The organism is Salinicoccus sp. Marseille-QA3875 (assembly GCF_054950095.1).
In genome coordinates this window covers 1331394-1345562 of sequence record NZ_CM143103.1, presented here as the reverse complement: position 1 = coordinate 1345562, position 14169 = coordinate 1331394, and the positions used below count along the sequence as shown (strand labels likewise).

The following is a 14169-nucleotide window of genomic DNA, read 5'->3' as shown; positions in this document are numbered from 1 at the left end:
AAGTTCCTCCTAATATTCGAACTTATGATTCATGCAGTTCACATTTACCCTTGATTGGCCATTTAAAAACAGCCATCCTCGATTACCGGAATAATTTTTTTGAAATATATTCTACCTCATAATCTTAAGTTTTTTCAGTTCCTGGATGGTCAGCTGATAAAATGCATCAGGGAAACCTCCTTTCTTTAAACCGCCGTTGTGGTGCATGACGACATTCCGCTTCAATTCCGGCTCCTTCATTTTTAAAATATTCAAAGTCTCAGAGTCGTAGAAGGAGAGCGAAGTATCTGATACAAGAGAGATACCCATATTATTATTCACCATGTTATAAACAACTGAGAGATCACTGAGTTCTATAGCAGGGCGTACATTAAAGCCATAGCGGGACGACAGTTCTTCGAATATATGCCTGCATGAATATCTATCATTCATCAGCACCCATGAATGATCGGAAAGTGCTTCAAGGTCAATATTCCCAACATTTTTTGAAGAAATGATGTTAAAACCATCTTCATATAAAAATTTCATATTATTTTTATTATCTGTCGTATCATAATCAAAATAAAGATCCAGTTCTCCTTTTTCCACCATTGAAGTAGATAGATCCAAAGTATAAAGTACACATTGGACATCAGGATAATTCATTTTGAATCGAATCATGACATTGGATATTAAATCCGTAAGCTCCCCCTGCATTACACCGATGCGCAAAATTTTTCTGCTGGAGTTTTCATGCCACAGTTCATTGACTGCATCGTCCAGCTCTTTTTTCATTTCAGATATTTTATGAAACAGCTGTTCTCCGGCTGTGGTCAGTAAGACTTTTCTTGAATTCCGGTAAAATAATCTGATATCGAGCTCTTCTTCAAGCAGATTGATCTGCTGGCTCAAGGTCGGCTGCTTGATGCCGATTTTTTTGGCCGCTTCGGAATAATTTTTCTCACAGCCCAGTATAAAAAAATAATACAACCGCTTATAGGACATTATCTTCCCTCCATTTCACAAGGACTATAGCACTATAGTTTGATTATTATGTATTTTATTCTTACCCTTTAAGTATAAGGAGCTGATTAAGTAATGATAACAGAATTGGATGAAATCATAGTCCCGGACAGTAGGATTATAACTGAAGCACAGGATCTCGTGCATGAACACGGTAACGAACTGATTTGGAACCATTCGAACAGAGTTTATCTTTTCGGTGCAGTCAAAGGTGACCAGGATAAGATAAAGTATGATCATGAACTATTATATATCAGTGCACTTTTCCATGATCTTGGCTTGACGAAAGAGTACAGCAGTGATGACTTGCGTTTTGAAGTCGACGGCGCGAACACTGCACGTCAGTTTTTGGACACCCACAATATTACACCTGATCAGATGCAGCTGGTCTGGGATGCGATTGCACTCCATACTACACCCGGTGTTGCAGAACATAAAGAGAGCGAAGTCGCACTTCTTTTCCACGGCGTCGGCATGGACGTGATGGGAGATAACTTCGAGCAGTTTTCTGAAGAGATCAGAAAGTCCGTCATCCAGAAATTCCCTAGAAACAATTTCAAAAATGATATCATTGAAGCATTTTATAACGGCATCAAGCATAAGCCGGAAACGACGTTCGGCAATATGAAAGAGGATGTGATCAAACACTTCCAGCCTGACTATGCAAACCCCAACTTCTGTACATGCATCGTAAATTCCAAGTGGGACAGCTAATCAGGAACTGAAGATAAAATAAGCCACCGGGAAATCCCGGCGGCTTATTTTTTACTATATTGCGTGCAATGGCCATCACAGGAAGTTTTTTCTTATACGGAGCATTTTAATATAAAACCCGCTTGTAACAGGTCCTGACAAATGAATATCATTATTCTTACTTACGTCGCCACAGTTCATACGTATGTTCATATATATTCTTATCATCCACAGGACCTTCCTCGGATTTAACAAGTTCGAACGGTTCATAATCAAAATCTTTAGGGAAATACGTATCACCCTCGAATGTGTCATAGATGACTGTTCTGTACAGTTCATCAACTTCGTATTCGAACATTCTGAACAACGATTCACCGCCGATGATATATAAGTCTTCACCATTCTTTTCTTCCAATTCCAGAATTTCCTCTTTGGAATGAACAATGACCGCCCCAGGTGCTTCGTAGTCCTTTTGACTTGTTAAGACAATATTACGGCGCCCGGGTAAAGGTCTTTTCGGAATCGTTTCATATGTTTTTCTGCCCGTTACCATATCCCCGCGCATCGTCACCTTCTTAAAAAAAGCGACATCGACCGGTAAACGCCATGGTAATTCGTCGCCTTTTCCGATTAATTTATTCTCGTCTTCAGCCCAGACAAAAGCCAGCATTCAAATCTCTCCTTGTCTTTAAAAGATAGTCATAGTTCTCTTTACCCAAAATCGCGACTATTAATTTTAAATTCAGCCTGTTCTGTATAAAAAAAAGAAAGTGGAGCAATCCACTTTCAACACACTGTTTACAGCGAAAGTTCTACATCTTGGAATTCGTCATCGTTCATGATTTTAATGGCCGTCGGATTAATCTTCAAAGCAACCAGATGAGGATTTTCTTTATTGTCAAAAAAGTCCTTATCCTGATTTTCCCATAACCAGTCAATCGTCTCCTGATTTCTGATGACTTCAATCTCGCCGTAATATTCTACAAATGCATGATTCTTCTCATCGTGAAAACCAAGTAACACGAACCCCTGCGGATTTTCTTCGATTTCATCAAACTTTGGAGATTCATCACTCGTTTTGGCATACAGTGTGATGCCGTCATTGTAAAACCACATATACCGTGAATTCGGGACGTTATCTTTAGCTGTGGATAATATACCTATCTTCGAGTCATCCAATATTTCAGTAATACGTTCTATCGCTTTTGATTGATTCATAAATCTCACCTTCTTATATTGATCTCTTCAACATATACATACCACTAAAGGTGATTGGTAAATCATTTTATATAAAGAGAGAACATCGAAATCGATTTGGCACTGCCGAAATCGTGGCTCAAATCATTTTATAATTTTAATCCGGTATGACATGCATTTTTCCAATGATGCATTTTCATAATATCTTATGTTTTCATAGTCCATGACACCATTCGGGAAGTAGCCGGCAACTTTTAACCCTGCCTGTTCACAGAGATGATGAATCTCACCGGCGGTATAACATTTCAAATACTGCGTCTGTTTGAGTCCTGCATCATCTTTATGCCACCATGTATCCATCATAATATTCTGTTCATGGTCAAAGGAATATCTGCGTACTATATCCGGATTGTGTTTCGGGTCAGGATACATCTCAATGCCATCCGCTCTTTTCCAATGTTCAGGCTGATAAATATCGACCAGTGCACAGCCATCATCTTTCAGCCAATGCCGAATATTTTTAAGCAGGTTCAACTGATCTTCATCAGTCCCTACACCAAAACCGTCAATGTAAATGATGGCATCAAATTTATCTGTCAGCTCGACATCATAAAAACTGCCATGAATGATATCAATATTTCCCGGGTTATATTTTTGTGCCGCTTCCGTCATTTCTTTAACGAGTTCCACCGTCGTTATACGGCTTACATCTTTTAAAAGCGCACGCGCCAGACTGCCGTCCCAGGCGCCCAGTTCAAGCAGTGAATCAATCTTTCTCCCAGTCTGCTCCAGTATTTCTTTCGCCTGTTCTTCGTAATATGACGTATCTATAGCACTCATATTTCCAAATTGCATCTTATAAAATTTGTCAGCCCAATTACTTTTCATGTTAAATACCCCCTTTATTTAATATGTGGTAAGCCGGGCTTATTTCAAGTTTCTGACCCCCATAAAAAAATACCTCCTGAAATTGATGATTTTAGCATCCCAGCCATTATAGCACTCCTTTTAATATTATTTATCTCAATTTTATGATATAAATAAAATACAAACTATTTTACATACTGTAAATTAGACAGGAGGAAATAAAATGAGATTAGAGAACAAAGTAGCAATTGTTACAGGAGCAGCACAAGGGATGGGGGAGTCACATGCCCGTAAATTACTGAGTGAAGGCGCAAAAATCGTCATCACAGATTTGAATGAAGAGAAGGGCAGCGCCCTCGCTGAAGAACTTGGCGATAATGCACTATTCATCAAGCATGACGTGACGAATGAAGATGACTGGAAAAAAGTCATCGAAGAAACTGAAGAGAAGTTCGGTCCGGTAAGCATATTGGTGAACAATGCAGGAATCAGCAGAAATAAATCCATTGCGGAAACGACATTGGATGACTATATGAGTATTGTGAACATCAACCAGATATCTGTGTTCCTGGGTATGAAACATGTCCATCCTTCCATGATAAAAGCTGAAGGCGGATCTATTGTAAATATTTCATCCATGAATGGAATCGTCGGCGGAGCAATCGGCTATACAGACACTAAATTTGCAGTACGGGGCATGACCAAAGCTGCCGCTCTGGAATTTTCAAAAGATAATATACGCGTCAACTCTGTGCACCCCGGTGTAATTGAAACACCAATGGTCAAAGAAGGCGATTCTTACGAATTGATTAAAGAGTTTGCGAAAGCCATTCCGGCAAAAAGAATGGGACAGTCTGAAGATGTAACCAACCTGGTACTGTTCCTCGCTTCAGATGAATCGAACTACTCGACAGGTTCGGAATTTATCGTGGATGGCGGTTTGACCGCACAATAAAATAAAATCAACAGCCCGGATTCAGTCTTCAACTGGTCCGGGCTGTGTTATGATTATGGTCATTAATTCTCAAAAGGAGGGATCATTATGGCTCAACTTGATCCGAGGCAGCATCGTTCAAAAGAAAGCATGTATAAGGCCTATTTGAATTTACTTGCTGACAATGAAACCATTATATCCGTTCAGCAATTATGTACTGAAGCAGGTATCACGCGCCCGACTTTTTATAAGCAATACAGTGATCTGGAAGCATTGCGCCTTGATGTTCATAATGATCTGCTGTCCAAACTGAAAGTCGCTCTCACAATTAATAATCCGATTCCGATGGCTGTCTATGAGGCATCCAACGATTTGCCGGAAAATATGCTCTTATTATTCAAACATATTTACCAGCACCGTTATGCTTATGAAATACTGCTTGTCAGGCAGCCGGATGCATTATTCATCAAAGGCGTAAAAAATATCATCAGACAATTTATAATTGAAGGTATCCATTATTCAAAAGCGCAGGAACGGCTTGTGGCAGTCGATCGTGATTTTCTTATTTCATATATAACAGGTGCCTACACAGAGACAATTTTGTGGTGGATAAAAAATGACTACATCATGAGCCCGGAGAATGCCGCTGAAAACTTATTCAAAATGGCTTTAAAAAGGCCTTACAGCAGCGATTCTGATTAACCCCCTAAATACTGCTTTTTTAAGTAGCCTTTTAAATTATAGGCTGCTTTTTTTACGGATTGATGGTTATAATGTAATACAAATACATAATTTTTGAATTATTTAAAAAAAGGAGGGGTTCTTATCAGTTTATTCGTACGGGGGTTTTTCAGAGGCGCTGCATTATTCTCGGTTTTTGTACTTTTATCGGTTTGGAGCCTCTTCATAGGTTCCGCTGAAAATATAAGAGTTTTTCTCTATTATGGTTTCATCGCTATGTTTCTGGGATTTGGAAGTGTCATTTTCCTCGTCATAGAATGGAGTTTTATAAAACAAATCATCATACATTACACTGCTATGCTGTTAATGGTTTTCCCGATGCTCTTGATCATCAATTATGATTCCATGACTTTTACAACTGATATGTCGGGTTCTTTCATCATATTCAATCTATTACAGGCTGCTACTCTTCTGATTACATACTCACTTTCCAAAACCTTTAAACTATTCGGCAGTAACATATACAATAAGGAAGGATGAACTCAATCAGATTAAAGGAGCAGAATAATGGCTAAAAAATTGGGTTTTACAGGGATTGTCTTTTTGATATTATATTTTATCATTACCTGGGGAGTCATGGCGGACCTTGAGTGGGTTCAGACATTTGATTACTCATTGACCGCTCTTATCCAGGGACAGGTCACCGAGGATGGGGCGGATTTTGTTTCCGTTGCAACTGATATTGCAGGTTTTCCTGCAGTTTTTGTACTGACTCTGGCTGTAGTACTGACACTGCTGATAAAAAGAATGTATATCGCAGCTGTTTGGTTTGGCCTCACCATCTATATATTCGCTTCATTTTTTATGGATACCATGAAAGACCTCATCGGCCGTGAACGTCCAGATCTGCTGGTCCTCACCACAGAAACTTCAATGAGCTATCCAAGCGGTCATTCCATCGCTTCAGTGATGCTCTTCGGCCTTGTGGGACTTATACTGATACTGCTTGTTAAAAAAATGTGGCACAAGATCGTCATCGGCAGCATTGCGCTGATACTGATTCTATTTGTAATGACTTCGAGAGTATATTTAGGCGTTCATTATCCGTCCGATACAATCGGCGGCCTCACTTTCGGAATGGCCGGAATCTTTATCTCAATCAGCCTGTATCAGCTTGCGCTGCCGCGAGTTAAAGCATGGCTGGGTAATAAAAATCTGCATGACCGGAGTCCTCATTTATCTACAGCAGAAACCCCTCCAGAATATTGAGCTCTGGAAGGGTTTTTAATCATCATCTTTTCACTTCTTGTGTTGAATCGAGAACACTGCTCATAGCAGAGATATCCTCCATTATGGAATCCCCGCTGATCGTATGTTTGTATAGCATATTGCCCAACGCATTATTCAGTGTCTCTTCATTATCAAGCTGATTTATCAGACCGTGGATTACTCCTGCCGTAAAAGCATCACCTGTACCGATGCGGTCGAGAATTTCCACTTCATATGCTTCAGTTTCAGTCAATACTTCCGGGGTGGAGTACACACCTTTGATAATGTGTTTATTGGTATGGAGCACTGTCCGCTGTGTGAATGCTATATGTGAAACATCATATACTTCGTGTATCTTTTGAAGAATGGGTTTAAGTGTGTCAGTGTCAGGATTACGCTCCAGACCATCTTTGAGGTCCTCGCCATTCTCAATAAGTTCCAAAGGTTCATAACCGAATATGACATCACAATACTTGATATACTGCGGCATTGTTTTTCTGGCTTCATCAAAACTCCACAGATTGCCTCTGAAATTAAGGTCTGAACTCACTTTTAATCCCATTTCGCTTGCCGTTTCAACCGCTTTAAGAAGAACTTTCTGCATTTTAGTGTTCAATGCGGGTGTAATCCCGCTGAAATGGAACCAGTCATAACCTTTGAAAGCTTTTTTAAAATCATAATCCTCAAGTGTAGATTGTTCAAAACTTGAATATTTCCGATCATAAACAACCGATGATGACCTTATATTGAATCCCTGCTCAAGGAAATAGGTTCCGATACGGGGACCATCAAGCCTTATGCTACTTATATCCACTTCATTATTTTTAAGAAGTGAGAGGATACGATTACCGAATGGATTATCAGGGATGGTAGTGATCATTCCAGTTTTAACACCGGAGGCAGCGAGGCTCAGTGCGACATTCATTTCACTGCCGCCGATATCCAAGTTGAATTCATCAGTATTTTTAAATGCCCGTGTGGTCCCGGTCGACAAACGCATCAGAATTTCTCCGAATGTAATAAACTTCATCGACTAGTTCCCTCCACTATTTTTTCATACGCTCTCACAAATCCCTCTGTATTATTTTTGACTACTTCCGGATTATCACCCTCATATCCTTCAGCAAGCGCACTGCCGATGCCGATAGCAAAAGACCCGTTGGCATACCAATCCGCCATATTATCTTTATTGACGCCCCCTGAAGGCATCAGATTGGCATGCGGCAGCGGTCCTTTGATATCTTTAATAAATGAAGCGCCCAGTATGCCGCCAGGAAATACTTTGACTACATCAACGCCTGCTTTCATCGCCTCCGTAATTTCAGTGGCTGTACCACAGCCCGGCAGGTAGGGGATATGATGAAGATTACATAACTCTGCAATATCCGTATCCAAATGAGGACTCACAATATACTGAGCGCCTCTCCTGATTGCTTCATCTGCTGTTTCTCTGGACATTACAGTGCCTGCACCGACACATATATCGTTTTGTGAACTGAAGTGTCCGATAAGTTCACTCGCTTTTGGAGTAGTATAAGTGATTTCTATATTTTTAATTCCACCCTCGATGATGCTTTGAATCATTTTGACAGTACTCTCAAAGTCATGCCCCCTGACAACTGCTACCATGTAATTTTCATGTATCTTATTCAGAATCTCAAACTTTTTCATTTAAAGAGCCTCCTATTGCTACTTGCATTATGATTATATCTTTTCGTCATCATTAAAAACAGGTCGCAGGACATTCCCACGACCAACACTATCATATTACACACCGGAGTATGACATGAAGCCACCGTCAACAGGGACCGTAATACCTGTAACAAACTTCGATGTGTTTTCATCAGCCAACCATAATAATGTCCCCAGCAAGTCTTCCGGTTCACCGAAACGACGTTGAGGCGTATGAGAAATTATTTTTTCAGCTCTTTCAGATAATGAACCATCTTCCCTTAATAATAAATCACGGTTCTGATCAGTTAAGAAGAAACCTGGTGCTATGGCATTCACACGTATTCCCGCTTCAGCAAAATGCACTGCCAGCCATTGGGTCAAGTTATCTATACCTGCTTTAGCAGCGCTGTATGCGGGTACTTTAGTCATCGGAGATGGTGCGGACATGGAGGATATATTAATTACAGTGCCTCCATTTTCTGTCATCTCTTTAGCAAACACTTGAGTAGGGATTAGTGTCCCTGCAAGATTCAAACGGAAAACATGGTCAAAGCCTTTTATCTCAAGATTGAAAAATGACTTCAAAGTGTCATCTTCAATATCGCCTTTTTCAAATGTTTCCTTATCTGTTATCGCATCAGGATGATTGCCACCTGCACCGTTGATTAACAGATCACATTCACCGAGCGCACTTTTAACCGTTTCATAAGCTTTTCTGACACTTTCCTCATCGAGAACATCACATGCCACAGCAATGGCTTTGCCACCATTCTCTGTAATTTCATCCGCAATTTTCTGGCCATTTTCCTGGTTGCGGTTCAGAATAGCAACTTTCATCCCCTGGTTGGCAAGTTCTTTGGCCATCTCCTGACAAAGGACACCGCTCCCGCCTGTTACAGCGGCAATTTTTCCAGATAAACCTTCAAAAATTGGTAACAAAATTATTCAGCTCCTTTTTTATTGTTCAATTCATACGCATCCCACAGGCCCCATAAATACATGATACCAAGTGCACGGTCATATAATCCGTATCCAGGACGGCAGTTCTCATTCCACAAATGTCTCCCATGGTCCGGACGTACATATCCCTCAAAACCAGCCTCATGATACGCCTTGACAACATCATCTATAGGAACAGAACCATCTTTTGTTCTGTGTGAGGTTTCAATGAAGTCGCCATTGTCATAAATCCTGACATTTCTGATATGAGCAAATGCCACACGATCTGCGAAACGGCGGATTATTTCAGGTATATTATTCTCCGGATTTGCTCCTAATGATCCGGTGCATAAGGTTAAGCAGTGAGCAGGGCTGTCAGAGATTGAGAGATATCTTTCTATTGCCTTCTCACTGTTTATAATTCTGGGAAGATTGAATACCGACCAAGGCGGATCATCAGGGTGAATGGCCATTTTTATATCTTCTTCCTCAGCAACAGGCAGAATTTCATTTAAGAAGTACTCCAGATTGTTCCAAAGCTCTTCTTCATCCACTTTTTCATAATCTTTGAATGATTCTTCGATTGTAGCCAGTCTTTCAGGTTCCCAGCCAGGCATGGTAAATTCAGATTCAGTGGTCTGTTTTATCAAATCTTTTGGATTCATATTGTCCACTTTTGATTTTTCATAAAATAAAGCCGTGGACCCATCTTCCAATTCTTTATATAAGTCTGTTCTTGTCCAGTCAAAAACAGGCATGAAATTAAAACATACTACCTTTGCACCCACTTTTGCCACATTTCTCAAGCTTGCCTTATAATTTTCGATGTATTCATCTCTTGTTGATTTTCCTAATTTAATATCTTCATGAACATTGATACTTTCCACTACATCCAGATTGAATCCATATTCATCTGCCTGTCTTTTAACTTCCTTCACTTCTTCTTCCGTCCATATTTCACCTGCCGGCCTGTGATGCAGTGCCCAAACGACACCTTCAACACCCGGAATCTGTTTTATTTGATCCAATGATACAGAATCATTATCTTCTCCATACCATCTAAATGTCATACGCATGTGGTATCAGTTCCTTTCTTAAAATGTCAGTACGATTTTTCTTACTTCTTCAGGACTATTCTCCAGCAAATCCAAAGCTTCCTTGATATCATCCATTGGGTATCTATGTGAAATGATTTGAGCAGGGTCAATTTCACCATTCCCTACCTGTTCTATGACTTTAGGGAACTGATATGTCTGAAGTCTTGAACCGACGAGTTTCAATTCTTTTTTAGTCAGCAGGAAAGAGGGGATTGATGAGGACTCTTCATTAAATCCAAGAGTCACCACTCTTCCTGCGATTGAAGCTAGTTCAACGGCTTGTTGAAATGTCTGTGGAATTCCCACCGCATCAATAACTACATTCGCCAATTCTCCATCTGTCAATTTAACGATTTCCTGGTCCACATCTGCTTCTTTAGGCTGGATGATTGCATCAGCACCAATTGATTTTGCATATTCCAATCTGTTCTGATTGAAATCTGAAATAAAAACTTTGGCTCCCCGTTGTTTCGCTTGGAGCAGGCATGCTATTCCTGTTGGTCCTGCACCAATGACCAGTACAGTATCACCTTTTCTCACCTCACCTCTAAAGGTTGCCTGAGCCCCGATCGTCATGGGTTCCATTAAGGCAGCAGACTCTTCACTGATGTTACCGGGTACTTTATGCCAATTATTTTCATCAGCTTTTAAATACTCGGCCATTCCACCATCTTTGTGCACTCCGAAAACTTCCAGAGTATCACATACGTTAGGCTGTCCATTTTTACATGCATAACATTTTCCGCAATAAGTAATCGGTTCTAAAGATACCAGGTCGCCGGCTTTTAATGAAGAAACATCTTTACCGACTTCTTCTACAACTCCGGAAACTTCATGGCCAATCACTCTCGGGTAAACTGTAAAAGGGTTGGTGCCCTGGTATATGTGGACATCAGATCCACATATACCTGCACTTTTCACCTTTACTAAAACTTCATTATTATTTTCAATGACTGGTTTTTCAATGTCTACAATATCTATCTTTCCCGGTTTTTCTACTTGTATAGCCTTCATTCAATTACACTCCTAACATTTATTCAAACAAACTCGGCAGGAACAATGACAATGATGGTACAAATGCTACAATGATCAGAACTATGATCGCCACTGCAAAATAAGGTATTAATTCTTTTACCGTCGTCATAATTTTCACGTTGGCAAATGATGATGCGACGAACAGACAGACACCGACAGGCGGTGTTGAAAGACCAATCATCAGTGCAAGCACCATGACAATACTGAAGTGAATTGGATCCATTCCTATGCTCTCAGCAACAGGCAGCAGCACCGGGAACAGAATCACAATTGCTGCTATTGTTTCCATAAACATACCTATGATCAACAGCAATAAAATAATCAGCAGTATGACGAGGAATGGGTTTTCTGTAATTGACAGGATACCGTCGGCTACTAATAACGGTACACCTTCTGCAACCAGAATCCATCCAAATGTGTTTGCAAGCGCAACAAGAATAAGGATTGAGGCAGTCGTTCTTAATGTATCCATCATGATTCTTGGTATTTCTTTTAGATCAAGTTCTTTATATACGAATTTACCTACGATAAATGCATAGAATACGACGACGACCGCCGCTTCAGTCGGCGTAAAATAACCACCTAAAATACCCCATAGAATAATGACTACCATTAACAGCGCCCAAAATGCGCCAAGGAAGCTTTTACCGATTTCAGACACAGAATGTCTTCTTCCTTTAGGATATTGACGTTTTATTGAAATAAGGTATGTAATGATTAAGAATCCTATTGATAAAAGAACACCCGGTATCGCTCCGGCTACGAACAAATCACCAATTGAAATTGTTGCCAATGTACCAATGATAATCATCGGCAGAGAAGGTGGCAGCATCGGACCTACTGTTGACGAAATAGACGTTACAGCTGCAGAGAAACCGGAGCCGTACCCTTGTTTCTTCATTGCAGGTATCATCACCGAACCGATACTCGCCGTATCTGAAAGTGCGGTTCCGGAAATACCTCCGAATCCAAGTGATGAAGCAACGTTTGTCAATGCAAGGCCGCCGCGAATATGGCCCACCAACGCATTTGCAAAATCTATGATACGGTTGGTGATCCCTCCGGCATTCATCAAGTTACCCGCTAAAATAAATGCAGGTATCGCAAGCATTACAAACGAGTCCAGACCGGCAAACATAGTTTGAGGTATAACAGTCAGAGGCACCTCTGCCACAAGCAGATAAATCAAAGCTGACAAACCTAAACTAAATGCAATTGGTACACCAACTGCGATAAATAAGAGGAATAATCCTACTACGAGTAAAGCCATCATATATCATCCACCTCATTCCTTTGTTCAATTCCCTGATAACGGTCTATTATATAAACTATTGAATATATAAACAGCAGTATCGCCAATATCGGAATTGCCGCATATACATAGACCATCGTCATACCCAGAGTCGGTGCATAAAAGTCCAGGCCGAGCCCTGTAAACCGGATGCCGTAAATAAATAGAAATACAGAAAATATAGCAATAGCACCTGAAACTACACTTTCATAAATTCTCTGTGCCTTAAGGCTGGGCAATGCGGTAATAATCATATCCACAGTTATGAACTCACTTTTTCTGAGTGCAACCGGAGCCGCTGTAACCATTGAATATACAAATAAATATCTGGATAATTCTTCCGTCCAAGTAAATTCAATTGGAAAGTATCTGCTCAAAATTTGAATCACGACTACAAAAAGGAGGGCTGCAAAGAGTACCATGGAAATAATGCCTAAAACTTTATCGACTCTACTCATTAATTTCATTCATTGTTACCTCCATTTCCACTTTCAAGTATCTGATTATAGAGCTCAACTTGGTCTTCATTGAAATATTCTTCCAAGGCAGGCATCATTGCTTCACGGAAAGCTTCCTGGTCTACATCACCATTAAACTCGACACCTGTTTCTTCCAAGGCAGTACGAACCGTTTCAGCCTCTTCTTCAATCAAGCCCTGTGCAAATTCTTCCGCTTCCTCGGCAGCTTCTAATACTTGGGCCTGTTGTTCTTCAGGAAGTGCTTCCAATTGTTCTGAACCGACCACTATATAAATCCAAGAACGTACATGTTCTGTCTCATTAATATAATTCTGCACTTCGTAGAAACCGCTGCTTTGTATCAAGTCATTCGGGTTTTCCTGGCCATCAATAACGCCCTGCTGAAGACCAGTGAACACTTCACTCAAACTCATCACCTGTGGTTGCGCACCGGCTTCAGACCATGAATCCAGAAATAGCGGAACGTTTGGTATTCGCATACTGAAACCATTTAAATCTTCCGGCGAAGAAATAGGGTAGTTGGATGTCAGATTTCTAGGCTCTCTTTCCATGTAGAATAATGGAGTCAAACCAACATCTTCATCAATCTCTTTTTCAATCTGTTCACCAAGCGGACCTTCTACCACTCTCCGCATATGATTCTGATCATCAAATGCATAGGGTACTGCGAGCATTACAGCATTTGGTGTCCATACTTCCAATGATTCACCGGTTATTGTCAGATCTGTAGCTCCGTAGCGAATAGAGTTGATGTTATCCACTTCGCTTCCCAACTGACTGTTTGGGAATATTTCTATCTGCACTTTTCCGTCTGTTTTCTCTTCGACAAGGTCTGCAAACTCAACAGATGTTCTGTGCCATAAATGGTTCTCATCTGAAATATGAGTCATTTTCCAAGTGGTGACGCCATTTTCATCCGTTGCCGTATCACTTTGTCCGCAACCGCTTACAATCAATATAAAAAACAATATGAATACTGTCCATTTTTTCCTCATTACTTAGTCCTCCATC

Annotated in this window: 17 protein-coding genes; 5 read left to right on the top strand and 12 right to left on the bottom strand. The window is 40.4% G+C overall.

What is annotated here, in order from left to right; translation table 11 throughout:
* Positions 1-111: 111 nt before the first annotated feature.
* Positions 112-984 (bottom strand): LysR substrate-binding domain-containing protein, encoded by an 873-nt coding sequence (locus tag ACY8DT_RS06840; RefSeq protein WP_462422164.1) that lies wholly within the window; start codon positions 982-984, stop codon positions 112-114.
* A gap of 93 nt (positions 985-1077) precedes the next feature.
* On the opposite strand from ACY8DT_RS06840, the gene ACY8DT_RS06835 reads away from it, so the two are divergent.
* Positions 1078-1716, top strand: coding sequence for an HD domain-containing protein (locus tag ACY8DT_RS06835; protein ID WP_462422163.1), 639 nt, complete (start codon positions 1078-1080; stop codon positions 1714-1716).
* 157 nt (positions 1717-1873) lie between these two features.
* On the opposite strand, the gene ACY8DT_RS06830 is transcribed toward ACY8DT_RS06835, so the two are convergent.
* The 3 genes from ACY8DT_RS06830 to ACY8DT_RS06820 form a co-directional block, all read right to left on the bottom strand.
* Positions 1874-2365, bottom strand: coding sequence for a dihydrofolate reductase (locus ACY8DT_RS06830; protein WP_462422162.1), 492 nt, complete (start codon positions 2363-2365; stop codon positions 1874-1876).
* Between the two features lie 128 nt (positions 2366-2493).
* Positions 2494-2913: a pyridoxamine 5'-phosphate oxidase family protein gene (locus ACY8DT_RS06825; RefSeq protein ID WP_462422161.1), complete on the bottom strand. Its 420-nt coding sequence runs from the start codon at positions 2911-2913 to the stop codon at positions 2494-2496.
* Positions 2914-3036: 123 nt separating this feature from the next.
* Complete coding sequence (locus ACY8DT_RS06820; RefSeq protein WP_462422160.1) at positions 3037-3780, bottom strand: class I SAM-dependent methyltransferase; 744 nt, start codon at positions 3778-3780, stop codon at positions 3037-3039.
* A gap of 202 nt (positions 3781-3982) precedes the next feature.
* Here ACY8DT_RS06820 and ACY8DT_RS06815 point away from each other — a divergent pair, with 202 nt between their 5' ends.
* The 4 genes from ACY8DT_RS06815 to ACY8DT_RS06800 all read left to right on the top strand — a co-directional run bounded on the left by ACY8DT_RS06815 (position 3983) and on the right by ACY8DT_RS06800 (position 6643).
* A complete protein-coding gene (locus ACY8DT_RS06815; RefSeq protein WP_462422159.1) occupies positions 3983-4714 on the top strand; it encodes an SDR family NAD(P)-dependent oxidoreductase in 732 nt (243 codons plus the stop codon).
* An 87-nt stretch (positions 4715-4801) separates the two neighbouring features.
* A complete protein-coding gene (locus ACY8DT_RS06810; RefSeq protein ID WP_462422158.1) occupies positions 4802-5395 on the top strand; it encodes a TetR/AcrR family transcriptional regulator in 594 nt (197 codons plus the stop codon).
* A gap of 93 nt (positions 5396-5488) precedes the next feature.
* The gene (locus ACY8DT_RS06805) at positions 5489-5914 is read left to right on the top strand and encodes a DUF3021 family protein (protein WP_462422157.1); all 426 of its coding nucleotides are present in this window, start codon (positions 5489-5491) and stop codon (positions 5912-5914) included.
* A 27-nt stretch (positions 5915-5941) separates the two neighbouring features.
* The gene (locus ACY8DT_RS06800) at positions 5942-6643 is read left to right on the top strand and encodes a phosphatase PAP2 family protein (protein ID WP_462422156.1); all 702 of its coding nucleotides are present in this window, start codon (positions 5942-5944) and stop codon (positions 6641-6643) included.
* 22 nt (positions 6644-6665) lie between these two features.
* On the opposite strand, the gene ACY8DT_RS06795 is transcribed toward ACY8DT_RS06800, so the two are convergent.
* The 8 genes from ACY8DT_RS06795 to ACY8DT_RS06760 all read right to left on the bottom strand — a co-directional run bounded on the left by ACY8DT_RS06795 (position 6666) and on the right by ACY8DT_RS06760 (position 14153).
* Positions 6666-7673 (bottom strand): PfkB family carbohydrate kinase, encoded by a 1008-nt coding sequence (locus tag ACY8DT_RS06795; RefSeq protein ID WP_462422155.1) that lies wholly within the window; start codon positions 7671-7673, stop codon positions 6666-6668.
* The gene (locus tag ACY8DT_RS06790) at positions 7670-8314 is read right to left on the bottom strand and encodes a bifunctional 2-keto-4-hydroxyglutarate aldolase/2-keto-3-deoxy-6-phosphogluconate aldolase (RefSeq protein WP_462422154.1); all 645 of its coding nucleotides are present in this window, start codon (positions 8312-8314) and stop codon (positions 7670-7672) included. Before ACY8DT_RS06790 ends, ACY8DT_RS06795 begins: the two co-directional genes overlap by 4 nt.
* A 96-nt stretch (positions 8315-8410) precedes the next feature.
* Positions 8411-9262 (bottom strand): SDR family oxidoreductase, encoded by an 852-nt coding sequence (locus tag ACY8DT_RS06785; RefSeq protein WP_462422237.1) that lies wholly within the window; start codon positions 9260-9262, stop codon positions 8411-8413.
* Positions 9259-10332, bottom strand: coding sequence for a mannonate dehydratase (gene uxuA, locus ACY8DT_RS06780; RefSeq protein ID WP_462422153.1), 1074 nt, complete (start codon positions 10330-10332; stop codon positions 9259-9261). The genes ACY8DT_RS06785 and uxuA overlap by 4 nt, the downstream gene beginning before the upstream one ends.
* An 18-nt stretch (positions 10333-10350) precedes the next feature.
* A complete protein-coding gene (locus ACY8DT_RS06775; protein WP_462422152.1) occupies positions 10351-11367 on the bottom strand; it encodes a zinc-binding alcohol dehydrogenase family protein in 1017 nt (338 codons plus the stop codon).
* A 19-nt stretch (positions 11368-11386) separates the two neighbouring features.
* Complete coding sequence (locus tag ACY8DT_RS06770; RefSeq protein ID WP_462422151.1) at positions 11387-12661, bottom strand: TRAP transporter large permease; 1275 nt, start codon at positions 12659-12661, stop codon at positions 11387-11389.
* Positions 12658-13146 (bottom strand): TRAP transporter small permease, encoded by a 489-nt coding sequence (locus ACY8DT_RS06765; RefSeq protein ID WP_462422150.1) that lies wholly within the window; start codon positions 13144-13146, stop codon positions 12658-12660. The genes ACY8DT_RS06770 and ACY8DT_RS06765 overlap by 4 nt, the downstream gene beginning before the upstream one ends.
* Positions 13143-14153: a TRAP transporter substrate-binding protein gene (locus tag ACY8DT_RS06760; protein WP_462422149.1), complete on the bottom strand. Its 1011-nt coding sequence runs from the start codon at positions 14151-14153 to the stop codon at positions 13143-13145. Before ACY8DT_RS06760 ends, ACY8DT_RS06765 begins: the two co-directional genes overlap by 4 nt.
* Positions 14154-14169 lie beyond the last annotated feature (16 nt).